Raw genomic sequence first — 20,891 nt, 5'->3', positions numbered from 1 at the left:
TAGGCTGATCACGACAAGAACGCCCAAATGGGTGAGGCAACGGCGCCTCATCCGGTTGCCGGGCGTCCATAACAGGAGGACTCTCTTCCATGACCGTCATGGTGCCGTCAACGACGCCGGCCCTGATCACACCTGGCCGCCAGGCTCTCGACTCCGCTCTCCACCAGCTCGCCCAGGCAGCCGACCACCTCGGCCTCGACGACGGCCTGCGCACGATGCTCGCCACACCCCGCCGCTCGCTGACCGTGTCGGTGCCGGTGCGGCGCGAGGACGGCCGCATGGACGTCGTCCAGGGCTTCCGCGTCCAGCACAACGTCTCGCGCGGCCCCGCCAAGGGCGGCATCCGCTTCCACCCCAGCACCGACATCCACGAGGTCACCGCGCTCGCGATGTGGATGACGTGGAAGTGCGCGCTGGTCGGCATCCCGTACGGCGGCGCCAAGGGCGGCGTCGCCGTGGACCCGGGCGCGCTCACCATCCTCGAACTGGAGCGCCTGACCCGCCGCTACGTCAACGAGATCCTGCCGCTGATCGGCCCGGAGAAGGACATCCCCGCGCCCGACGTCGGCACCGACGAGCAGACCATGGCCTGGATCATGGACACCTACAGCGTCAACACGGGCTACTCGGTGCCCGGCGTGGTCACCGGCAAGCCGATGACGCTGGGCGGCTCGCTCGGCCGGGCGGGCGCGACCTCGCGCGGCGTCCAGATCGCGGCCCTCGCCGCCCTCGGACGCTCGCCCGAGGGCGTGACCGTGGCCGTGCAGGGCTTCGGCAAGGTGGGCGCGCTCGCGGCGCAGTACCTCGCCGACGCGGGCTGCAAGGTCGTCGCCGTCTCCGACGTCACCGGCGCGGTGCACGCCGCCGGCGGGCTGGACGTCGCCGGAGTGCGCGCCTGGGTCGCCGAGTCGGGCGGCGTGCGGGGCTACCGCCACGCCGACGCCCTCACCCACGAGGAGCTGTTCGAGCTGGACGTGGACGTCCTGGTGCCCGCGGCGCTGGAAGGCGTCATCACCGCGGAGAACGCCCCGCGCGTGCGGGCCCGCCTCATCGTGGAGGGCGCCAACGGGCCCACCACACCCGGCGCGGACGAGATCCTCACCGCCAACGGCACCACGGTGGTGCCCGACATCCTGGCCAACGCGGGCGGCGTGATCGTCTCCTACCTGGAGTGGGTGCAGAACATGCAGGCCTACTCGTGGAGCGCGAGCGAGGTCGAGCTGAAGCTGCGCGACCTGATGGAAGGCGCCTACGCAGAGGTGCGGGCGCTGGCGGCCGGCCGCGGCCTCACGCTGCGGCAGGCGGCCCACGCCATCGGCGTCGGACGGGTGGCCGAGGCCCACCAGATGCGCGGCCTGTACCCGTGACACCCTGAACCGGTGGGCCGGGCATTCCCGGCCCACCGGGCTCGTCCGGGCGGACGTCGGCTGCTCCACTTCGCCCCCGGCGCTCCCCGCGAAGGCTGTTTCGAGGGCAAGGGCGAGGAGGAGAAGGCGGCGTTCTTCATCCGCCACGACACCTACTGGCTGCCGTGGCCCCGTCGCCGATGATCGGCAGGTTTCGCCGGTCGTCCCGCGGCCACCCGGGCCTCGGCCGGCTCCGGCGGCGAGCCGCACCACGCGGCCAGGGCGGCGCGCAGGCCGGAAGCGCGGGCGGCAGGGTCCTTGGCGGCGCTCGCCCAGGCGATGTATCCGTCCGGGCGGACCAGCATGACGGGCAGGCGGGTGCTTCGCGGCGTGGCGTGCATCACCTGCGCCGGCGGCGGGCTCACCGTCAGCGCCGGCTCGTCGGCAGGGGCAAGGAGCACGAAGCGCCCGGCGCGCAGCGCCTCGTAGAGCCGCGCAGGCTCGCCCGTCAGGCGGACGTCCGGCACCCGCCGGCCGGCCAGCGGGTGCGATCCGCGCGGTGCCGCGTAGGAGATCGCGAGGCCGGATATGGCCTCCCGCAGCCGGCGGGCGACCGGCGAGAACCGGTGCATGATGATCCGGAGCGTCGCGCGGGTGAGCCTGTCACGCCAGGTAGGGGCCAGGGCGGTGGTGAGCAGGCGGCCGCTGAGCCGCACGACCATGCGGCCCACCGGATGCCGTTCGGCGTGGTAGGTGTCGAGCAGGCCGTCCGGCGCCCAGCCCTGCACCGCCGCGGCGAGCTTCCAGCCGAGGTTGGCCGCGTCCTGCAGGCCGGTGTTCATCCCTTGTCCGCCTACCGGGGAGTGCGCGTGCGCGGCGTCGCCGGCCAGGAACACCCGTCCGACGCGGTAGCCGGGCACCTGCCGCTCGTCACTGTGGAACCTCGTCAGCCAGCGCACGTCGTGCATGCCGAAGTCGCTGCCCATGACGCGGCGGGTGATGTCGCTCACCTCCTGGAGGCTGACCGGCGCGCTGCTGGGAAGCGGCCGTCGCCGATCCCAGGCGATGATCCGGTACCGCCCGTCTCCGAAGGGGGCGATGAAGCAGAAGCCCTCCGCGCCGGTGAGGAGGGCCAGTTCATCGGGTGGAGTCTGGGCCAGCCGGACGTCGGCCAGCATGACCGAGTCCACCGCGGAACGCCCGAGGAACGGAACGCCGAGCGCGTCTCGTACGACGCTGCGCACGCCGTCGGCGCCCACCACGAACTTCGCCCGCCGGGTGTGCACGGTGCCGTCGATGCGCATGTTCACGTCCACCCCGTCGGCGTCCTGGTGGAGACTGACGACCTCGGCGCCGCGCAGAACCTCCACGCCGAGCCTGGTGGTGCGGTTCTCCAGCACGCGTTCGGTGTTGTCCTGCGGGGTGCACAGCAGGAACGGGAACCGCGACCGCAGACGGGACATGTCGAGTTCCAGGTTGTCGAACAGCCGCATCGTCTTGAAGGTCGTGCCTGTCTCGATCAGCTCGTCGGCGACGCCCCGGGCGTCGAGCTGTTCCAGCGTCCTGGCGTGCACGACGAAGGCCCGGGAGAGCTTCGAGCCGCGCGGTTCCCGCTCCACGAGCATGCAGGCGACGCCTCTCGCGGCGAGGTCGCCCGCGAGCAGCAGGCCCGTGGGGCCGGCTCCGACGATCAGGACGTCAGTGTCGAAGAGTGCCATCAGCGTCTCCCTATGGCGCCTTGCGGCGTGATCGCCTGGGAGGAGACGACGATTCACTGCGATGTGGACGTTCCGCTGTCGGGTGACGAGCCCCCTGCCAGCGTCCCGTTCATCGTACGACCGGGACTGTTCACGCCCCGGGGGTGCCCCTGCGCGTAGCAGCTACCGGCGCCCCTTGAGCGCGGGCGCGCGTCGCCGCCGCGGAGGCGAGTTCGTCGCACGCTCCGATCTGTCCTCTTGTTGGCGGTCTTTACCGGATGTGCCGCATTCGTCGCGCACCGGCGGCCGAAGCTTTCCGTGGATCTTCGGCAAAGGCAGTGTCGCAGGTCAGAGGCGTGATCAACTTCGTTCTAGAGTGGAGAGGTGCTCAGGTTGGCGCTGTCACTCGTCCTACTCGCCCCGACCGGCGTCTCCGAGGCGTCCCTGCGCAACGTACCGGTGAACAAGGTGCTGACGCCCGGCGGCGACCGTCTGGGCTACGCCCTCGTCCCCAGGCCGTACACCGGGGCGCGGCGGCTGACCGGGGCGCTGCTCGGCCGCGACAGCGTGACCGGCACGCACGTGCTGTGCGGGGGATCGGTGATCGACTCGCCCAGCCGCAGCCTGGTACTGACGGCCGCGCACTGTCTGTACCACGAGGGCCGCAGGCTCAAGGAGGTCGCCTTCCTGCCCGGCTTCGACAGGGGCTATCCGCCCCTGGGCGTCTGGCCCGCCCTGCGGACGTGGGTGCCGCACCGCTGGCTGGGCCGGCAGTACGCGGCGGCGCTGCCCTACGACGTGGCCGTGGTCGCCGTGGGGCGGCGCGGAAGGCGACTGGAGGACGTGACAGGCACGGGCCTGCCCGTGCTGCCCACCCGTCGCGGCACCTCGCTGCGCGGCCTGGAGCTGCTGAGCTACCCGGCGGGCAGGCGGTACCCAGGCACGCGGATGTACCACTGCCTGGGCGACGCGGCCGAGGCGACCGACAGGGGGCCGGGCGTGCTGGTCACGCGGAACTGCCACTCCCCCGCCGGGGGCAGCGGCGGTCCTGCCCTGTACAGCGGGGCGGTGGCGGGCGTGGTGTCGTCGTCCAGCCCGCTGCGCGACCGGAACGGCTTCACCGTGATCTCGCGCCTGGGCGGCCGGGCGTTCAGGGGCATGCTGGCCAGGGCCGACCGGTGGATGCGGCTCAGGACGCCCGCATGACGATGTCCTCGCAGATGGCGTGGGTGAGCAGGGCGTCGTCGGCGTCGATCCGCCGGCCGGCGCGGACCGCGGCGAGGAACTGCCGACATACCTGCTCGATGCCGCGCTGCCTGGACACCGGCACCCAGTCGGGCCGCCTGGCGAGCGTCTCGCCGCCCGCGTAGTCGATCACGTCGCCGAGGTTGACCACGCGGCGCTTGACGCCGCCGCCCATCACCTCGCAGGTCTCCTCGGCGGCTCCGCTGACCCGGTTCATCACGCCGATGGCGGTGAAGCCGTCGCCCGACAGTTCCAGCACGATGTGCTCCAGCATGCCGCCCCTGGTGCGGGTCCTGATCCTGGTGTCGGTGACGTCGCCGGGGACGAGGAAGCGCAGCGTGTCGACCACGTGGATGAAGTCGTCGAAGACCGCCCGCCGGGGCGCGTCGGGATAGTTCTGGCGGTTCTTCTCCATCAGGATGAGATGGCGGGGCAGAGCCGCCAGGTCGGCGTAGCCGGGGGCGTATCGGCGGTTGAAGCCGACCATGAGCGACCTGTCGCGGGCCTTGGCGAGCCGCGCCAGGCGTTCGGAGTCGGCGAGGTTGTCGGCGATCGGCTTGTCGACGTAGACGTGCACCCCGGCCTCGAGCAGCGGCTCGACCAGTTCGGGATGCGCGCCGGTGGCGGCGTGCACGAACGCCGCGTCGACCCCCGCCTTGATCACCTCGTCGACGGACGTGGACCGGGCGGCGATCCGGTAGGTGTCGCCGAGCCGGTCCAGGACCTTGGTGTTGCGGGTGCACAGGTGCAGGTCGAGGCCGGGCTGGGCGGCCAGTACGGGAAGGTAGGCCTTCTCCGCGATGTCGCCCAGGCCGATCATGGCTGTTCTCATCCGTCGAGCGTAACCTTCAGCGCCTGGTCGATCGGGGTGGGTGCGACACCGAACGTGTCCTGGAAGGCCGAGGAGTCGAGGACGTAGGGCGCGGTGAACTGGTAGCGGATGTGCGGCAGTTCGCCGATCATGGGCGAGACCAGGCCGGCCACCCTGACCAGCGGCCACGGGAGCTGCGCCAGCCTGGGGGCGGGGCTGCCCAGGATGACCGCCATCCGCTCGCCGACCTGGCGGAAGGTCAGCGGCTCGGCGGTGGGCACGTGCCAGGGGCGTCCCCAGGCTCGCTCGTCGCCGCCCGCGACGATCATCGCGTCGGCGACGTCCGGCAGGTACGTCCAGCTGTGCGGGACGTCGGCGGGCCAGGGCAGCCTGATCGTCCTGCCCGCCCTGAGCGGGACGAGGAAACGGTCGCCGAGGTAGGACTGGTCGGTGGCGCCGGGGCCGAAGTAGTCGGAGCCGCGCACCTCGGTCGTCCTGATGCGGCCGGCGCGGTGCGCGGCCAGCGCGTCCTCCCAGATCCTGGCCCGCACCCGCGCCTTGGGGGTGTCGGAGGCGAGCGGCAGGTCCTCAGTCATCGGGCCGGCGACGGGTCCGTACGGGTAGAGGTTGCCGAGGATGACCAGCACCGCGCCGGTCGCCTCGGCGGCGGCCAGGAACGACTCGGCCATCGGCGGCCAGTCGGTGAGCCAGCGGTGATACTTCGGGTTGACGCAGTTGTAGAGGACGTCGGCCCCCCTGGTGATCTCGGTCAGCTTCGCCTTGTCGGCGACGTCGGCGGCCACCTTGCGGGCTCCGGCGGGGCCGCTGCCGGACCGGGTCACCACCGTGACCTCGTGGCCCCGCTCCAGGAGCTTGCGGGCCAGATGCGCGCCGACCTGCCCGGACCCGACGACGACGTGCTCGGACATATTCAGACCTGCTTCCACACGATGCGAAGGATGGCGTTGAGAACGAAGGCGGCGGCGAAGACGGCCGCCGGGGCGGCCGCGCCGGCCGCGTAGAGGGCCAGCGCCCCGCCGCCGAACCAGACTATTTCCAGGGCCGCGCGGGCGAGCCCGGTGAGCGGGAAGGTGGCGTTGGCGCCGCCTCCAGCGCCGAACAGCGCCCAGGCAGCGACGAACAGCGCGGGGCCGCCCAGCCCGGCGAGCAGTTTGACCGCCCAGTTCGGGCTGACGGTGAACCCCCAATAGGCCACCGAGGCGAGCACGCCAAGCTCCAGGAAGAACATCAGAGCCGCGTTGGCCCCTTTCGCGATGGTGAGCATGCCGCCTCCGTGACTGCCGTTCTCTTACGAGAGCAATGCTCTCTCAAAAGAGCAGCAATCATCAAGAGCAGTGCTCTCGATTCTTCTCACTGCTCTGATAGCGTAGAGGACATGACCGCAAGCCGAACCGCGAGAGAACGAGTCAGGGCCGAACTCACCAGGGAAATCGCCGACCTCGCCCGCCGCCAGCTCGCCACCGAGGGCGCGGGCGGCCTGTCACTGCGCGCCGTGGCCAGGGAGATGGGCATGGCCTCCTCGGCGGTCTACCGCTACTTCCCGAGCCGCGACGACCTGCTGACCACGCTGATCATCGACGGCTACAACGCCCTCGGCGAGGCGGTCGAGCAGGCCGACGCCGCCTCGCCGCCCGGCGACTTCCTGGGACGCTGGCTGACGGCCTGCCACGCCGTCCGCGACTGGGCGCTGGCCCACCCGCACGAGTACGCCCTGCTCCACGGCTCGCCGGTGCCCGGCTACCAGGCGCCACAGGACACGATCGCCGCCAGGGTCCGCGACGTCACGGTGTTCGGCAGGATCGTCTCCGAAGCCTGGCGGGCGGGCGCGATCACCCCGCCCGGCGAGGCCACCACTCCCCCGCCCTCGCTGGCCCCCGACGCGGCCAACATCCGCGCGGTCATGCCGGACGTCCCCGACATGCCCGACGACGTGATCTTCCGCGCCTTGACCACCTGGACCGCCCTGTACGGCTGGGTCAGCTTCGAGCTGTTCGGCCAGTTCAACGACACGATCGAGGATCGGCGCACGGCCTTCGAGCACTCGATGCGCCTCACGGGCGAACTGGTGGGCTTCACTCGCGCCGACCGCGCGTGAACGGCGGCACGCCGACCTCGTCGACGATGAACGCGTCGGACATCGGCTCGTCGGCACCGCTGCCCGAAGCAGGGCCCGACCGCCCCCCTTCACCGCCCGGACAGCCTGCACCACCGCGCGCTGGAACTCGCGGCCCCAGCCCGGCCCACCGAGCCGGTACGACCTGCCACGCAAGGTCCGCCCGGACAGCCTGCACCACCGCACGCAGGAACCGGCGGCCCCAGCCCGATCCACCGAGCCGGTACGACCTGCTGCGCGAGGTCCGCCTGGAAGAGATGGCCCCCGATGAGGTGGGTGGGATGGGCGCGCTCATCGGGGGCCGTACCCGGCCTGGCGCTACGGGGGAAGATCCCGGCCGGACGTCCTGACGGCGGCTCCCCTCCACGAGAAGGCGGCACCGCCTGACCCTGGTCGGCTGCGCGTTCAGCCAGGACCACGCCCACCGGCCGACCCCGAGACCGGTTCGGCAGCGGACGGGTCAAGCCAAGACGGGACGACCTGGATGGCGCACCAGACGGTACGGCCAAGCCCATGGCCGTGCTCTCGGGCTCCCCAGTCCTGCGAGATCTCACTGACGATCAACAGCCCGCGGCCGTCCTCCGCCTCCGGCTCCCGCCGGACGTGGGGGCCGGAAAACGCGGAGCCGGCGTCGCGCACCGCCACGTAGACCAGCTCCTCCGTCGCGGTGACGGTGAGGCCGATGAGGTCGTACGGCCTGGCGTCGGAGTGCCGGAGCGCGTTCGTCAGCAGCTCGGACGCCGCCAGCACCGCGTCATCGACAGCAGGGTGATCGTCTCCGAGCCATCTGCGCACTTCGGAGCGTGCGTGCGAGACGGACTCGCGAATGCCCGCCAGATGCATCGAACCGATGACCCTCGGCTCCGCGCTCGCTGCTTTCATGGCTTCACCCACTCGAAGAAGTCGGCCGCGATCGGTCTTCCAACCCTCCCAAGCTTTGACTACATTTAGTAGTCGATTGACTTCGATACGCCATCAACCGTTTCGCTGAAAGCTTCGTTGAAACGGCGGTCCCCCAGGAGGTCAGATGCCGAAGGAAAGCGAGCTTTGCCCCGCTGACTCGCCGACCGCACTCTTCGGCTTCGAGCTACGGCGACACCGCAAGGCGCGAGGCTGGTCCCAGATCCGTCTGTCGAAAGCGGTGTCCTACTCCGTCGGCACGATCAGCATGATCGAGACGGCCAGGCGGTCGCCGACGGAGGAGTTCGCCCGCCACTGCGACGAGGCGCTGGAGGCGGAAGGGGCGCTGATGCGACTCTGGCCGATGGTCAGCCACGCATCGGCTCCTCCGTGGTTCCGGCCCTGGCTCGACGTTGAGGCCACGGCGGAGGCGATCCGAACCTGGGAACCGCTGGTGGTGCCCGGCCTGCTCCAGACCGAGGACTACGCCAGAGCCATACTGAGCGGCGAGCCCGGTGTGACACCGGACGAGATCGAGAGACATGTGACCGCACGCATGGAGCGCCAGTCAATCCTCCGGCGCCCTAAACCCCCCATGCTCTGGGTGGTCCTCGACGAGGGAGTTCTCCATCGCCCGATCGGCAATTCCGCAGTGATGGCGGCACAGCTCGCTTACCTTCTCGAAGTCGGCCAAGCACCCCGGATCACCATCCAGGTTCTCCCCCTCAGCGCCTACTCCACCACCGGCCTTCTCGGGGGCTTCGCCATCACCCAAGCACACGGAACCCCTGACACGGCATACGTCGAAGCGGCGTCCAACGCCCACGTAACCGACTGGACAGAAAGTGTCAAAACCCTAGCATTCAGATATGAGGGGATTCGCTCCGAAGCACTCTCCCAGCGCGAATCGATGGCTTTGATCAAGGAGACGATGCAGCGATGGACGAGCTGACCCTGGAGCTACGGGCAGCAACGTGGATCAAGTCTTCCCACTCGGGTAGCAACGGGGGCAACTGCGTCGAAGTCGCTGAGCTGTCTGGAAGACGCCGAGGCGTCCGCGACAGCAAGAATCCCACCGGGCCAACGCTGATCTTCACCCCCGGCGAATGGGACGCCTTCATCGGCGGCGTGAAGGACGGCGAGTTCGACTAATCAACATGTTCGCCAGGCAAGACAGTTAACTCATGCGGTGCGCATTCCCACGCGCTCCCGGATGGCACTCGTCGACAACGACCAGATCGAAGAAATCCTCGCTCAACTGCTCGAACAGCGCCTTCCGTTAGCCCGTCGATCTCCTGCTGTCGTACAGGCAAAGGGCACCTTCAGCTTCTTGGCGTACCGTTTGGCCTGCTCGATACCGTCGTCGGCAGTGACAGGCGGCCCGCTGGACCTCCCCCACCGCGATGGGCACGCCGGGCGGTATCCGAGCCCGTAGTCACGCTCCCCGCCTCGGTCCGCCTCCGGCGGCCAGGATCTTTCCGTCCGTGATGACGTACTCGTCGACCAGCTCGCCCCGATCCCGTCCCGACTGTTTCAGTTGATGTTCAACGAGCTTCCGCCGGGTTTCATTCTCCTTCGGGAAGAGACGCACAGGTCACAGTCAATTTCGCCCCTGGACAAGACTGGCCGAAGATCACATCTCTACTAGACCGTAACGTTGACTCCGCGCGGCTCTATTCAGGTAAAACAACCCATTCCCGAACAAAGCTCGGACGCGCTATGCCTTTCACAGCGTTCAACCTTGTTTTGTGGATGCGATGTTGATTAGCGTGTGAAAGACGTGGGGGACGCCGCCTCCTGATCTGTTCTGGTGCAGCGAGCCGTACAAGGGGATCATCTTGGCTGACCTCGATCACGTGGCGATGCGGGCCGTGGCGGAGCGGATCCAGCGGCTGTCGGACGAGCACTGGTGGGCGCTCGATCCGTCCTGCCGTCTGATGGAGAACGACGCGTGGGTGGGGCCGACAGGCGCCCGATTCGACGCCCAGGTCCACGCCGACCAGCGGGAGCTGCGGGACATGCTCACGCAGGCCGTGCACAGCGCGAACCAGAAGCTGGCGTCGCTTCAGGGCACGCCATGACGGAGTTCACCGGCGTCAAGCAGGCCGAATTCGACACGATGGCCAGCAAACACACCGAGGCCGCCAGGCGGCTGGAGGAGCTGGCCCAGACTTTGCACACCGAGCTGCAGAGCGCCGGGCTCGACCCGTCCCCGGCCGCGCGGCTGCGGCAGCTGGCCGGACGGATCACCACACAGGCCGAGGACCTGCGGCGGCGGCAGAAACTGGTCCACGAGTTGCAGCGGCAGAAGGTCACCTTCGGGAGGAGCACGCCCGCCGGAAGCTTCCTGGAGATGCCTGACGGCCTGGAGGCCGCCAAGGGGCTGCTGGACGGGACGCTGGCGGGTCGCGCCGCGCTGAACGCCACGGACGGAGACGCCAAGGCACTGGCGGAGCTGGAGAAGTACGCGTCCCGGACCGGAGACGCGGAGTTCGTCAAGGCGTTCCTGGGCACCCTGGGCGCCGGAGGCGTGACGCGGCTCCCCGGCTCGCTCGCCGCCCGGTTGCGCGACGCCATGAACCACGGCGACTCCGATCGCGTGGCCCAACTCTCGCTCCAAGGCAAGGCGGCTCTGCGCATGCTGAGCACGGCTCTGGCCAACGGGACCGATCCGAAGAATCCCGCGTACATGGGCGCCGGCTTCCTCAAGGACCTGGTGAAGGAGGGCCGGGCCGAGCACAAGGCCGGCGACACGAAGTACTCGGGTTACCAGGCCCAGGCGCTCATCTGGCCTGCCCACGACGGGAAGACGCCGTTCTCGAAGGAGTTCATGGAGGTCGTCGGACGCGACGTGATCGGCTACGAGCACGAGCAACGAAAGGACGCATGGGCGGCGAGCCAGGACCTGCTGGGCCGTACCTTCGCGGGAGCTCAGATCCCCATCTTCGACCTGGCCGGCGCGCTCGGCATCGGCACCGCGCTGAGGCCGGAAACGCAAGCGGGCAGACCACGCGCGAAGGCCGGATCATCGGTGGTGGACGACCTGTTCCACGCGGCGAAGTCCAGCCGGGAGGCGTCCCACGCGCTGCTGGACCACACTCCGGCCGGGTGGAAGGAGTCCGTGCTGGACTATCTGCTGACGACCCGGTGGGGCGCTTCCCGCTACCTGGACGACTACGCGCCCTTCAACGACATGCTGGTGACCGCCACGACCGGCCGGGACGAGACCTCCCGGAAACTGGCCGCCGAGATGACGAAGATCATCGCCGACGAGGTGCGCGGCGCCTTCGGCAAAGCCGACAGCGGCAACCTGGAGATCAAGGACAGAGACACGTTCGATCGTTTCGCCTCCCTGAGCTACCCCCTGGGCCGCGCGATCGCCGCCAACGTCGACGAGCTCTCCCGGCTCCTCCTGAACCATGCGACCTTCGACAAGGTCACGGCCGAGGACATGTCCTACGCGCTGGCGCTGGCCACCTCCGACGACGCCGCGTTCGAGGCTCTGGTGGGGGCACAGACCGAACACATGCGAGCCGCCCTCGCCACCGTCCCTCCAGTAGGTCTCAACGCCTCCAACGCCGAACGCCTCGGTTTCACCAAGTCCGACGTGAAGGCGTACGACTTCGACCAGGATGGACGAGTCGACACGGCCGACATCAAGCAGTTCCTGACGGACCGGACCGTGGCGGAGGCGCGCCCCTTCAGCCACATCGTCGAGATCCGCCGCCAGGTGCTAATCGCCCAGGGGCTGGACGACAAGAAAGCGGACGAGGCGCTGAAGACCATGGTGGGCAACGCGATAGGGCTGCTCCCGGTCCCAGGAGCCCGACAGGTGGGCGACCTGGCCACCGGAGCGTTCGGCAAACTGATCAGCGCGCAGTACGACAAGCTCACTGGAGCCGCGTACGACGAGATCGCCAGTCAGGTCGCCCAGCAGATGTCCGAAAACGGGCCTGGCTTGGACGAAACGCACCGGACGCTGGCAGACAACCGGCTGGCGGTGGAGAGGCTGGGAGAACAGATGATCGCCACGGCCATGCTGAACAAGGGCCTGCTCGAAGACGTGAACATACGGGATCAGATCTTCACGACCGGAAGCCCGCCTGCGATCAAGCCCTTCGCCGAGATGAGCCCTCAGGAGTACAGCCAGTTCCTTGAGTGGGTTCGCCGCAAGGGAGCAAGCAGTGATCTGATCGATCGTTTCAACAGCACCTTCCGCAGGACCAGCGAGGTGGACGACTACCTGGATCTCCAGATCCCCGGAGGTGGCAAGTGAGGCTCCACGGTGTCTCTGTCGCCATGACCGCTCTGGTGATTCTTGCCGCAGCCTGCACCGCGAATGACGACGCCGCCCCCGTCTCCACTCCGCCTCGCCAACCGATCGCGGATTCCGCGCCTTACATTTGCAGACTCGTCCCTGAGCAGGCGCTTCGTCTGGTGAGCGGTGCAACCGGGTCTCTCGTCGAGAAGACCACTGGCAACGAGAGCAGCGGCGAGTGCAGGGCCCCTGACACGCCTCCTCACCCTCTGGAAGTGGACTGGCTGCGGGTAGGAGACGGGACGAGTCAGGAGCATCTGGACTTCGTTATGGACGACAGACGCCAGGTTTACAGCAGGCACGACGGAGTTACGCTCCCCACCGACCTCGGCGACGGCCTGGCCGCATACCTCCCGAACACGCCGTTCGCCGACCAGCCGTACCGCGTGAGCGCGAAGTTCCGCTGCGGCAGCAAAGACCGAATGATCGACATCTACCTTGCCCAAGTCGCCAAGGGCAGGGACGCGATCAAAGACATGATCGAGCTCATGCGCATCGCCCAGAAACGCTACGGCGAGCTGTACGGCTGCACTCCGGGCAAGTAGCACCCCGCCATGAGACGACGCGACCGTGCCTCCCCTGATCGCGGAGGCACGGTCGAGTGACTGGTACGTGGCCTTGTGGGCGTGTGCCGGGTACCGGGCCCGGCAGGTCGGTGCAGGGCCCGGGTGCGGAGCCGTTATGGTCAGCGGGAGGCGCGGTTCACCGCGGAGATGATGGCCTTGAGCGAGGCCGTGGTGGTGTTGGCGTCGACGCCCACGCCCCACAGGACCTGCCCGTTGACCTCGCACTCCAGGTAGGACGCGGCCTTGGCGTCGCTGCCCGCGCTCATCGCGTGCTCCACGTAGTCGAGCACCCGAACCTTGATGCCGAGCCCCGCGATCGCGTCGATGAACGCCGAGATCGGCCCGTTGCCGACGCCCTCGACCTCGCGGATCTCGCCGTCGAGCCGGACGTCGGCGCCGATGCGGTCCTTGTCGTCGACCGTCGACTCGTGGCGGTGCGCCATGAGGCCGAGCCGGCCCCAGCGGTTGGCCGGGTTCGGCAGGTACTCGTCCTGGAAGATGGCGTACATCTGCGCCGGGCTGATCTCGCCGCCCTCGGCGTCGGTGCGGGCCTGGACGACCTTGGAGAACTCGATCTGCAGGCGGCGCGGCAGGTCGAGCTGGTGGTCGGCCTTCATGATGTAGGCGACGCCGCCCTTGCCGGACTGGCTGTTGACCCGGATCACGGCCTCGTAGCTGCGGCCGATGTCCTTGGGGTCGATCGGCAGGTACGGCACTCCCCAGGTGAACTCGTCGACGGGCACTCCGGCCGCCGCCGCGTCGGCCTCGAGGTGTTCGAAGCCCTTCTTGATGGCGTCCTGGTGGGAGCCGGAGAAGGCGGTGTAGACCAGCTCGCCGCCCCACGGGTGGCGCGGGTGCACGGGCAGCTGGTTGCAGTATTCGGTGACGCGGCGGATCTCGTCGATGTCGCTGAAGTCGATCTCGGGGTCGACGCCCTGGGAGAACAGGTTCATGCCGAGGGTGACCAGGCAGACGTTGCCGGTGCGCTCGCCGTTGCCGAACAGGCAGCCCTCGATGCGGTCGGCCCCGGCCATGTAGCCCAGTTCGGCGGCGGCCACGGCGCTGCCGCGGTCGTTGTGCGGGTGGAGCGACAGGATGATCGAGTCGCGGTGCTTCAGGTTGCGGTGCATCCACTCGATCTGGTCGGCGTACACGTTCGGGGTGGCCATCTCGACCGTGGCGGGCAGGTTGATGATCACCTTGCGGTCGGGGGTGGGCTGCCACACCTCGTTGACCGCGTCGCACACCTCGACGGCGTAGTCGAGCTCGGTGCCGGTGAACGACTCGGGCGAGTACTGGAAGCGGACGTCGACGTCGCTGGCCTCGGCGAGCTTCTTGACCAGCTTGGCGCCCTCGACGGCGATGGCCGTGATGCCGTCGCGGTCCTGGCCGAACACCACGCGGCGTTGCAGCGTTGAGGTCGAGTTGTACAGGTGGACGATGGCCTGCCTGGCGCCCCTGATCGACTCGAAGGTGCGCTCGATCAGCTCGGGCCTGGCCTGGGTCAGCACCTGGATGGCGACGTCGTCGGGGACGCGGCCCTCGTCGATGATCTGACGGATGAAGTCGAAGTCGGTCTGGCTGGCGGCGGGGAAGCCCACCTCGATCTCCTTGAACCCCATCCGCACCAGCAGCTCGAACATCTTGAGCTTGCGGTGGGAGTCCATCGGGTCGATCAGCGCCTGGTTGCCGTCGCGCAGGTCTACCGCGCACCATCGCGGCGCCTTCGTGATGACCTGATCAGGCCAGGTGCGGTCGGTCAGGCGTACCGGTTCGAAGGGCTGGTACCGCTGAAAGGGCATCGGACTGGGCTGCTGGGCGGTCATGTCTGTGGCTCCTCGTCGGTCGGGCGGAAACGGCCGACGCGCATGGCTAGCTCCGCGGCGAGGGAGCCGGCCTCAGTGGCCCCCGCCGCGGCGGCTAAGAAGGAGGCCACGCAGCATGTTTTGAACGCTACCAGACGTCTCGCCGTGCACCGTCCTGGATCTCAGATGATGAGAACCGACAGGCAGGTGACACAGCCCTCCAGCTTCTCAAATTCCGAAATATCCACCGTCGTCACGATAAATCCGCGCTTCTGGAGCATCGCGGCGGTTTGTGGGGCGGAGGCGGCCATCAGGATCCGCTCGCCCCCCAGGAGTACCACGTGCGCGCCCGCCTCCTCGACCGGCTCCAGCAGGCCGGGCAGGTCCACGCGGGCGGGATCGCCGATGAGCGTGCCGTCGGGCAGCGCGGTGACCGCCGACTTCAGGTGCAGCACGCCGCGCAGGTCCACGGGCACGACCCGCCGCTCAGGCAGCAGGGCGGCGAGCTGGCCGATCCCCTCATCGTTGGTGCGGGCCGACCTGCCGACGTAGATGGTGCCGCCGATCTGCAGGACGTCCCCGCCGTCCAGGGTGCCGGGCGCCGTGACGCGCACCGACCTGACGCCCAGCCGCCGCACGAGCGCCGCCACGGAGTCCACCTCGGGACGCCGCTCGGGCACCCCCGGCCTGGCCAGGACGGCCAGCCCGGCGCAGACCACGACCGTGTCCTCCACGAACGGCGCGTCGGGCAGCTCGTCGGCGGCCTCGACGTGGACGGGACGCCACCCGTTCGCCTCCAGTGCGGCCACGTAGGCGTCGTGCTGATGGGCCGCCAACGTCGCGTCGACCCGTTCGCGCCGGATGTTGGTGACGATCCCCGCGGCGATCCGCGGACCCGGCTTCCTTACCAGCGCGATACCTGACATAGGGCGTTTTCTATCACGCAATCACTATTCTCTTCGGCATGCGGGACAACGAGATTCTGAACAAGATCGGCGATCTGGTGGCCGAAGAGCACGAGCTGCGCCGCAGACTCACCTCGGGCGAGGTCACCACCGACGAGGAGCACCAGCGGGTCAAGGAACTGGAGACAGCTCTGGACCAGTGCTGGGACCTGCTGCGCCAGCGCCGCGCCCGCCGCGACGCGGGCGAGGACCCCGAAGGCGCCCACGCCCGCCCGGCCAGCGAGGTCGAGGGCTACCAGCAGTAAAGCGTTCACCCACGGGCGAGGCGATGCGCTTCGCCGGCCCCATGCAGATCCAGCGCATCGACTTCGACCAGCCGGGCGACCTGCTCACCGGCCTGCACGCGAGCTACCTGGCCGCCTCCGGCGACGACTTCGGCCCGCTCGTATCCACCCGCGCCTTCGCCTGGCTGGTGCGGACGGGCGGCCCGGCCGCCGCTCGGAGGCGTGGGTGGCCTCCGAGAACGGCGAGGTGGTTCTGGCGTTCCCCCAGAGCGAGAACACCCATCTGGGCCGGCTGTTCCCCCTCGTGGTGCGGCCCGAGCACCGCGGCCTGCTGCTCAAGCCGGCGAATCTGCTCCGGCTGCGCGAGCGGGAGCCGGGGATCGGCCGGATCATCACCTGGAACACCACGTCCAACGCCCACATGCTGGCGATCAACGAGGCGCTGGGCTTCCGCGTGCTGGACGAGTGGAACGAGTGGCGCCTGCCGGTCGGGCCGCGTCGGTGACGGCCGCGATGCAGGTGTGCCAGCCGGAAGCACCGTAGCGGTCGGCCAATCAGGCCCACGTTGCCGTGATGTTAAGCGGACGTTAGATATAAGCCAACTCCTCTTGTCCGAACAACCTTCTACGGAGAGGCTCTGGCCTGCACCTACTCCCCCCAGGAGGTATTCCAGTGAGCAAACCCCGCGTGCCGTGGAAGGCTGTGATCGGCGGCTCGGTCGGCAATCTTGTCGAGTGGTACGACTGGTTCGTCTACAGCAGCTTCGCGATTTACTTCGCCGCCTCCTTCTTCCCCAAGGGCAACGACACCGCGCAGTTGCTCAACACGGCCGGCATCTTCGCCGTGGGCTTCTTCATGCGTCCTGTCGGCGGCTGGCTGCTCGGCCGCTACGCCGACAGGAAGGGCCGCAAGGCGGCGCTCACGCTCACCGTCACGCTGATGTCGGCCAGCGCGCTGCTGATCGCCATCGCCCCGACATACGAGGCCGTCGGCTACTTCGGCGCGGTGGTGTTGCTGGTGGCCCGGCTGCTTCAGGGCCTGTCGGTCGGCGGCGAGTACGCGGCCAGCGCCACCTACCTGACGGAGGCAACGCCGCAGGGCAAGCGCGGTTTCGCCTCCAGCTTCCAGTACGTCTCGATGACGGCGGGCCAGCTCGTCGGCCTCGGCCTGCAGATCATCCTGCAGAACTCGATGGCGGAGGAGGCGCTCAAGTCCTACGGCTGGCGCATCCCGTTCGTCATCGGCGCGCTCGCCGCGGCGGTCGTGTTCTGGCTGCGGCGCAACCTCCTGGAGACCGAGGCGTACGACGAGGAGGAGGGCGAGACCGAGACCGGCAAGCGGGGCTCCATCGCGCAGCTGCTCACCCACAAGAAGGAAGCGCTGCTGGTCATCGCCCTGACCATGGGCGGCACGGTCGCGTACTACACCTACACGACCTACCTCACCAAGTACCTGGCGAACACCGCGGGCCTGCCGAAGGAGACCGCGACGCTGGTCAGCTTCACCGCGCTGTTCATCTTCATGCTGCTTCAGCCGCTGGCCGGCGGGCTGTCCGACAGGATCGGCCGCCGCCCGTTGCTGATCACGTTCGGCATCGGCTCGATGCTCGGCACGGTGCCGCTCATGACAGCGCTCTCCAGCGTCTCGGGCTTCGCCGGCGCGCTGATCCTCTCGCTGATCGGCCTGATCATCATCACCGGCTACACCTCGATCAACGCGGTGGTGAAGGCCGAGCTGTTCCCGACGCACGTGCGGGCGCTCGGCGTGGCGCTGCCGTACGCGATCGCCAACGCGCTGTTCGGCGGCACCGCCGAGTACGTGGCGCTGTGGTTCAAGGACGCGGGCATCGAGTCCGGCTTCTACTGGTACGTGTCCGGTTGCGCCGCGGTGTCGCTCATCGTCTACCTGACCATGCGGGAGACCCGCGACGTGGCCCTCAGCAGGTCCGAGCGGGAGGCGGCGGAAGCGGTCCCCGCCCGCCTCTAGTCTGAGCCCTATGCGAGTTCTTCTGGTCGAAGACGACGATCGGCTCGCCTCCGCACTCACCACGGCCCTCGCGCGCCACGGCCACCAGGTCGCGCGCGCGGGCCTCGCGGTCGACGCCCTCCGCCTGGCGGGGGGCGTCGACTTCGTCCTTCTGGACCTGGGGCTGCCCGACATGGACGGCCTCGACGTGCTGCGCCGGCTGCGCCGGGTCTCCGCGGTGCCGGTCATCGTGGTGACCGCGCGCACCGAGGAGCGCGAGGTGCTGCGCGGCCTGCGTTCGGGGGCCGACGACTACCTGGTCAAGCCGTTCCGCACGGCTGAGCTGATGGCTCGCATGGAGGCGGTGATGCGGCGCGGCACCCGTCCGATGCCGGCGCGCGACCACGTGGTGAGCGTCGGGGACGTCCGCATCGACCTGGAGACGCGGCAGGTCAGCGTGGCGGGCGAGGCGGTGACGCTGACCAGGCGCGAGTTCGACGTGCTGGCGCTGCTCGCCCGCGAGCCGGGCGTGGTGCGCAGCCGCGAGGAGATCCTGGACGAGGTCTGGGGCGACCCGCTGCTGTCGGCCTCCCGCTCGCTCGACGTGCACGTGGCGGGGCTGCGGTCCAAGACGGGCCGCCCGGGGTTGGTGGAGACGCTGCGCGGCACCGGCTACCGCCTGGGATCCTCGGCGTGAACTCCCGGCTGGTGGTCACGTTCACCACGTTGATCATCTTCGTCATCGCGGCGATGGCGGTCCCGCTCGGCCTCGCCTACGCCTCCCATCGCACGAACCGGCTGCTGCTCGACCGGCGCGCCGACGCGACCCGCTTCGCCGAGCTGGCCGACCAGGCGGCCCGTGACGACGACCACACGTCCCTGATCGCCGAGATCAGCCGCTACTCCGACCTCTACGGCGCGGCGGTGCGGGTGCGCGACCGCGACGGCTCGGTGGTGGTCACGGCGGGCCTGTTCGACGCCGAGGACGAGGAGGAGGCGGTGCGGCTGGCGCTGTCCGGCCGCACCACCGAGGACCTGCCGACGATCAGCCCGTTCGGCCCGTCGCGGGTGCTGCTGGCGGAGCCCGCGGGCCGGGACGCCCAGCTCAGCGGCGTGGTGCTGCTGGAGGCCAGCGCCGACCAGGCCAGGCTGGACGTCACTCTGGTGTGGGGGGCGCTGGCGGTCGGAGCGCTGATCGCGCTCGGCTACTCGGTGCTCGCGGCCAGGCGGCTGGCCCGGTGGATCCTGCGTCCGGTGACCGAGCTGGACCGTACCACGCAGGCCATCGCCGAGGGCCATCTCGACGCGCGGGCCCATCCCGGGGTGGGCCCGACGGAGCTGCAGCGCCTGGAGGAGCGGTTCAACGCGATGGCCGACGCGGTATCGGGCGCGATGGAGCGGCAGCGGGCGTTCGTCGCCGACGCCTCGCACGAGCTGCGCACCCCGCTCACGGTGCTCGGGCTGCGGCTGGAGAACCTGGAGCCGCACCTGCGCCAGGAGGGCACGGCCGAGTTCGAGGAGGCCATGGGCGAGCTGGACCGGCTCGCCCTGCTGGTGGAGGACCTGCTGGCGCTGGCCAGGGTGGAGGCGGGCGCGGCGAAGGAGAAGGAGACCGAGCTGGAGCCGAGGCTGGCGGTGTGGCGGGAGGTGTACGCGGCCAAGGGCGTCACCCTTCATATCGACATTCCCGAAATGTCGGTCGTGCCGGAGGCGGCGGCCAGGGTCGCGGACATCGCCCTCGACAACGCGCAGAAGTTCGTCCCCGCCGACGGCACCGTGACGGCCTCCTTCCGCGACGGGGTGCTCCGGGTCGCCGACGACGGGCCGGGGCTGGCCGAGGAGGAGCGGGCGGAGGCGCTCGGCCGGTTCTGGAGGTCGGGGGCGCACGCCAACGTGCCGGGCAGCGGGCTCGGCCTGGCGATCGCCGCCGAGCTGGCGAAGTCCTGCGGCGCGACGCTGAGCCTGCTGCCCGCGACGCCGCACGGGCTGGTGGTCGAACTACGGCTGGCTCAGCCGTAGACCGACCTGTAGTAGCGGGCGGCGCCGGGGTGGAGCGGGACGACCCCGGTGCCGATCGCGTAGCGCTTGTCGAGGCGGCCGCCGGGCGCCGAGGGCGCCTGGAGGCGGTCGCGGGCGCGGAAGAGCGTGTCGGTGACCGTGTAGACCACCTCGTCGGGCAGCCCGTCGCGGCACATCAGGTAGCTGGGCGTGCCGACCGTCGAGACCGGCTTGGCCGAGCCGTACACGCCCACGGGCACCGAGGCGTGCTCGTAGACCGACCCGTACGTGCGGCGCATCGTCGGCACCAGCGTCTCCAGCGAGAGGAGCCTGATGTCGCCCAGCGAGGCGAGCGCGGGTGTGGGGACGCCGCCCGACCAGAAGAACGCCTCGATCTCGCCGTCGTCGAGCGCCTTGATCGACTCGTCGAGGCCCAGCCTGGAGACGCGGGCGGGCGTGCTCAGCCCGGCGGCGGCGAGCACCCGCACGGCGGTCACCGCGGTTCCCGAACCCTCTACGCCGATCGACAGCGGCCGCCCGGCGAGGTCCTTGGGGTGCTGGATGCCGGAGGTCCTGCGTACGACGAGATGGACGTAGTTCATGTACACCCTGGCCAGCGCCGAGACCGGCTGGTGCCGGACGCGGACGGCGTCGTCGGCGCTGTCGGCCAGCGCGAAGCCGAGGTCGGCCCGCCCGTCGGTGAGCATGGCGAGGTTCTGCACGCTGGCCGCGGTCGCCAGCACCTGGACGGTGAACCCGACGTGGCGCAGCTCGACCGCGAGCCGGTCGCCGAGCGCCCCGTACGGCCCGCCCGCCAGCCCGGTGGCCAGCCGCAGCGGTGGCCGCCCCGCGCCGGCCCCCGAGCAGCCGCCCAGCCCGAGCGCGGCGAGCGCGAGGAACGAGCGGCGGGACATTGG

The 20,891-nt window shown here is 69.7% G+C and carries 22 protein-coding genes; 14 read left to right on the top strand and 8 right to left on the bottom strand.

Going from position 1 to position 20,891, the window contains the following annotated elements:
• Window positions 1-89 precede the first annotated feature (89 nt).
• Complete coding sequence (locus ABT294_RS13090; RefSeq protein ID WP_350805620.1) at window positions 90-1,367, top strand: Glu/Leu/Phe/Val family dehydrogenase; 1,278 nt, start codon at window positions 90-92, stop codon at window positions 1,365-1,367.
• A gap of 12 nt (window positions 1,368-1,379) precedes the next feature.
• Window positions 1,380-1,550, top strand: coding sequence for a hypothetical protein (locus tag ABT294_RS13085; RefSeq protein ID WP_350805619.1), 171 nt, complete (start codon window positions 1,380-1,382; stop codon window positions 1,548-1,550).
• On the opposite strand, the gene ABT294_RS13080 is transcribed toward ABT294_RS13085, so the two are convergent.
• Complete coding sequence (locus ABT294_RS13080; protein ID WP_350805617.1) at window positions 1,520-3,064, bottom strand: FAD-dependent monooxygenase; 1,545 nt, start codon at window positions 3,062-3,064, stop codon at window positions 1,520-1,522. The genes ABT294_RS13085 and ABT294_RS13080 overlap by 31 nt on opposite strands.
• Window positions 3,065-3,427: 363 nt before the next feature.
• Here ABT294_RS13080 and ABT294_RS13075 point away from each other — a divergent pair, with 363 nt between their 5' ends.
• A complete protein-coding gene (locus ABT294_RS13075; RefSeq protein ID WP_350805616.1) occupies window positions 3,428-4,249 on the top strand; it encodes a trypsin-like serine peptidase in 822 nt (273 codons plus the stop codon).
• Here the strand turns inward: ABT294_RS13075 and ABT294_RS13070 are convergent.
• The 3 genes from ABT294_RS13070 to ABT294_RS13060 are packed head-to-tail and all read right to left on the bottom strand — an operon-like array spanning window position 4,233 to window position 6,384.
• Window positions 4,233-5,120 carry a Gfo/Idh/MocA family protein gene (locus ABT294_RS13070; protein WP_350805614.1) on the bottom strand — a complete coding sequence of 296 codons (888 nt, stop codon included), beginning with the start codon at window positions 5,118-5,120 and terminating at the stop codon, window positions 4,233-4,235. The two genes, ABT294_RS13075 and ABT294_RS13070, sit on opposite strands and share 17 nt — an antisense overlap.
• On the bottom strand, window positions 5,117-6,028 hold the full coding sequence (locus tag ABT294_RS13065; RefSeq protein WP_350805613.1) for an NAD-dependent epimerase/dehydratase family protein: 912 nt from the start codon (window positions 6,026-6,028) through the stop codon (window positions 5,117-5,119). The genes ABT294_RS13070 and ABT294_RS13065 overlap by 4 nt, the downstream gene beginning before the upstream one ends.
• 2 nt (window positions 6,029-6,030) lie before the next feature.
• Window positions 6,031-6,384: a YrdB family protein gene (locus ABT294_RS13060; protein ID WP_350805612.1), complete on the bottom strand. Its 354-nt coding sequence runs from the start codon at window positions 6,382-6,384 to the stop codon at window positions 6,031-6,033.
• 111 nt (window positions 6,385-6,495) lie between these two features.
• On the opposite strand from ABT294_RS13060, the gene ABT294_RS13055 reads away from it, so the two are divergent.
• Entirely contained in the window at window positions 6,496-7,215 is a 720-nt protein-coding gene (locus ABT294_RS13055; RefSeq protein ID WP_350805611.1) for a TetR/AcrR family transcriptional regulator, read from the top strand.
• Window positions 7,216-7,638: 423 nt separating this feature from the next.
• Here ABT294_RS13055 and ABT294_RS13050 read toward each other — a convergent pair whose 3' ends face one another.
• Window positions 7,639-8,115, bottom strand: coding sequence for an ATP-binding protein (locus ABT294_RS13050; protein ID WP_350805610.1), 477 nt, complete (start codon window positions 8,113-8,115; stop codon window positions 7,639-7,641).
• Between the two features lie 145 nt (window positions 8,116-8,260).
• On the opposite strand from ABT294_RS13050, the gene ABT294_RS13045 reads away from it, so the two are divergent.
• The 5 genes from ABT294_RS13045 (at window position 8,261) to ABT294_RS13025 (ending at window position 12,996) form a co-directional block, all read left to right on the top strand.
• On the top strand, window positions 8,261-9,085 hold the full coding sequence (locus ABT294_RS13045; protein WP_350805609.1) for a helix-turn-helix domain-containing protein: 825 nt from the start codon (window positions 8,261-8,263) through the stop codon (window positions 9,083-9,085).
• Entirely contained in the window at window positions 9,073-9,285 is a 213-nt protein-coding gene (locus ABT294_RS13040; RefSeq protein ID WP_350805608.1) for a DUF397 domain-containing protein, read from the top strand. Before ABT294_RS13045 ends, ABT294_RS13040 begins: the two co-directional genes overlap by 13 nt.
• A gap of 686 nt (window positions 9,286-9,971) precedes the next feature.
• Window positions 9,972-10,214, top strand: coding sequence for a hypothetical protein (locus ABT294_RS13035; protein WP_350805607.1), 243 nt, complete (start codon window positions 9,972-9,974; stop codon window positions 10,212-10,214).
• Complete coding sequence (locus tag ABT294_RS13030; protein ID WP_350805606.1) at window positions 10,211-12,409, top strand: hypothetical protein; 2,199 nt, start codon at window positions 10,211-10,213, stop codon at window positions 12,407-12,409. Before ABT294_RS13035 ends, ABT294_RS13030 begins: the two co-directional genes overlap by 4 nt.
• A gap of 23 nt (window positions 12,410-12,432) precedes the next feature.
• Entirely contained in the window at window positions 12,433-12,996 is a 564-nt protein-coding gene (locus ABT294_RS13025) for a hypothetical protein (protein ID WP_350805605.1), read from the top strand.
• Between the two features lie 140 nt (window positions 12,997-13,136).
• On the opposite strand, the gene leuA is transcribed toward ABT294_RS13025, so the two are convergent.
• Both leuA and ddaH read right to left on the bottom strand, forming a co-directional pair.
• Window positions 13,137-14,843 (bottom strand): 2-isopropylmalate synthase, encoded by a 1,707-nt coding sequence (leuA, locus tag ABT294_RS13020; RefSeq protein ID WP_350805604.1) that lies wholly within the window; start codon window positions 14,841-14,843, stop codon window positions 13,137-13,139.
• Window positions 14,844-15,004: 161 nt separating this feature from the next.
• Window positions 15,005-15,748, bottom strand: coding sequence for a dimethylargininase (gene ddaH / locus ABT294_RS13015; RefSeq protein WP_350805603.1), 744 nt, complete (start codon window positions 15,746-15,748; stop codon window positions 15,005-15,007).
• 38 nt (window positions 15,749-15,786) lie between these two features.
• Here ddaH and ABT294_RS13010 point away from each other — a divergent pair, with 38 nt between their 5' ends.
• From ABT294_RS13010 to ABT294_RS12990, 5 genes are all read left to right on the top strand, one after another.
• Window positions 15,787-16,032 carry a DUF2630 family protein gene (locus tag ABT294_RS13010; protein WP_350805602.1) on the top strand — a complete coding sequence of 82 codons (246 nt, stop codon included), beginning with the start codon at window positions 15,787-15,789 and terminating at the stop codon, window positions 16,030-16,032.
• A 205-nt stretch (window positions 16,033-16,237) separates the two neighbouring features.
• Window positions 16,238-16,516, top strand: a complete 279-nt coding sequence (locus ABT294_RS13005) for a GNAT family N-acetyltransferase (RefSeq protein WP_350805600.1) — start codon at window positions 16,238-16,240, stop codon at window positions 16,514-16,516.
• 167 nt (window positions 16,517-16,683) lie between these two features.
• Window positions 16,684-17,997 carry an MFS transporter gene (locus ABT294_RS13000; RefSeq protein ID WP_350805599.1) on the top strand — a complete coding sequence of 438 codons (1,314 nt, stop codon included), beginning with the start codon at window positions 16,684-16,686 and terminating at the stop codon, window positions 17,995-17,997.
• A 10-nt stretch (window positions 17,998-18,007) separates the two neighbouring features.
• Entirely contained in the window at window positions 18,008-18,673 is a 666-nt protein-coding gene (locus ABT294_RS12995) for a response regulator transcription factor (protein ID WP_350805598.1), read from the top strand.
• A complete protein-coding gene (locus ABT294_RS12990) occupies window positions 18,670-19,995 on the top strand; it encodes a sensor histidine kinase (protein WP_350805597.1) in 1,326 nt (441 codons plus the stop codon). The genes ABT294_RS12995 and ABT294_RS12990 overlap by 4 nt, the downstream gene beginning before the upstream one ends.
• Here the strand turns inward: ABT294_RS12990 and ABT294_RS12985 are convergent.
• Window positions 19,986-20,888 carry a TAXI family TRAP transporter solute-binding subunit gene (locus tag ABT294_RS12985; protein ID WP_350805705.1) on the bottom strand — a complete coding sequence of 301 codons (903 nt, stop codon included), beginning with the start codon at window positions 20,886-20,888 and terminating at the stop codon, window positions 19,986-19,988. The two genes, ABT294_RS12990 and ABT294_RS12985, sit on opposite strands and share 10 nt — an antisense overlap.
• Between the last annotated feature and the right edge of the window lie 3 nt (window positions 20,889-20,891).

The organism is Nonomuraea sp. NPDC000554, assembly GCF_040300065.1.
Taxonomy (GTDB): Bacteria; Actinomycetota; Actinomycetes; order Streptosporangiales; family Streptosporangiaceae; genus Nonomuraea.
This window is presented reverse-complemented; position numbering and strand designations above follow the sequence as displayed.

What these genes read in the sequence shown, in the direction of transcription:
- ABT294_RS13060 (WP_350805612.1), bottom strand. Translation starts at nt 6,384, where the DNA reads ATGCTCACCATCGCGAAAGGGGCCAACGCGGCTCTGATGTTCTTCCTG.
- ABT294_RS13010 (WP_350805602.1), top strand. Translation starts at nt 15,787, where the DNA reads ATGCGGGACAACGAGATTCTGAACAAGATCGGCGATCTGGTGGCCGAA.
- ABT294_RS13080 (WP_350805617.1), bottom strand. Translation starts at nt 3,064, where the DNA reads ATGGCACTCTTCGACACTGACGTCCTGATCGTCGGAGCCGGCCCCACG.
- ABT294_RS12995 (WP_350805598.1), top strand. Translation starts at nt 18,008, where the DNA reads ATGCGAGTTCTTCTGGTCGAAGACGACGATCGGCTCGCCTCCGCACTC.
- ddaH (WP_350805603.1), bottom strand. Translation starts at nt 15,748, where the DNA reads ATGTCAGGTATCGCGCTGGTAAGGAAGCCGGGTCCGCGGATCGCCGCG.
- ABT294_RS13045 (WP_350805609.1), top strand. Translation starts at nt 8,261, where the DNA reads ATGCCGAAGGAAAGCGAGCTTTGCCCCGCTGACTCGCCGACCGCACTC.
- ABT294_RS13050 (WP_350805610.1), bottom strand. Translation starts at nt 8,115, where the DNA reads ATGAAAGCAGCGAGCGCGGAGCCGAGGGTCATCGGTTCGATGCATCTG.
- ABT294_RS13025 (WP_350805605.1), top strand. Translation starts at nt 12,433, where the DNA reads ATGACCGCTCTGGTGATTCTTGCCGCAGCCTGCACCGCGAATGACGAC.
- ABT294_RS13090 (WP_350805620.1), top strand. Translation starts at nt 90, where the DNA reads ATGACCGTCATGGTGCCGTCAACGACGCCGGCCCTGATCACACCTGGC.
- ABT294_RS12985 (WP_350805705.1), bottom strand. Translation starts at nt 20,888, where the DNA reads ATGTCCCGCCGCTCGTTCCTCGCGCTCGCCGCGCTCGGGCTGGGCGGC.
- ABT294_RS13030 (WP_350805606.1), top strand. Translation starts at nt 10,211, where the DNA reads ATGACGGAGTTCACCGGCGTCAAGCAGGCCGAATTCGACACGATGGCC.
- leuA (WP_350805604.1), bottom strand. Translation starts at nt 14,843, where the DNA reads ATGACCGCCCAGCAGCCCAGTCCGATGCCCTTTCAGCGGTACCAGCCC.
- ABT294_RS13040 (WP_350805608.1), top strand. Translation starts at nt 9,073, where the DNA reads ATGGACGAGCTGACCCTGGAGCTACGGGCAGCAACGTGGATCAAGTCT.
- ABT294_RS13065 (WP_350805613.1), bottom strand. Translation starts at nt 6,028, where the DNA reads ATGTCCGAGCACGTCGTCGTCGGGTCCGGGCAGGTCGGCGCGCATCTG.
- ABT294_RS13070 (WP_350805614.1), bottom strand. Translation starts at nt 5,120, where the DNA reads ATGAGAACAGCCATGATCGGCCTGGGCGACATCGCGGAGAAGGCCTAC.
- ABT294_RS13055 (WP_350805611.1), top strand. Translation starts at nt 6,496, where the DNA reads ATGACCGCAAGCCGAACCGCGAGAGAACGAGTCAGGGCCGAACTCACC.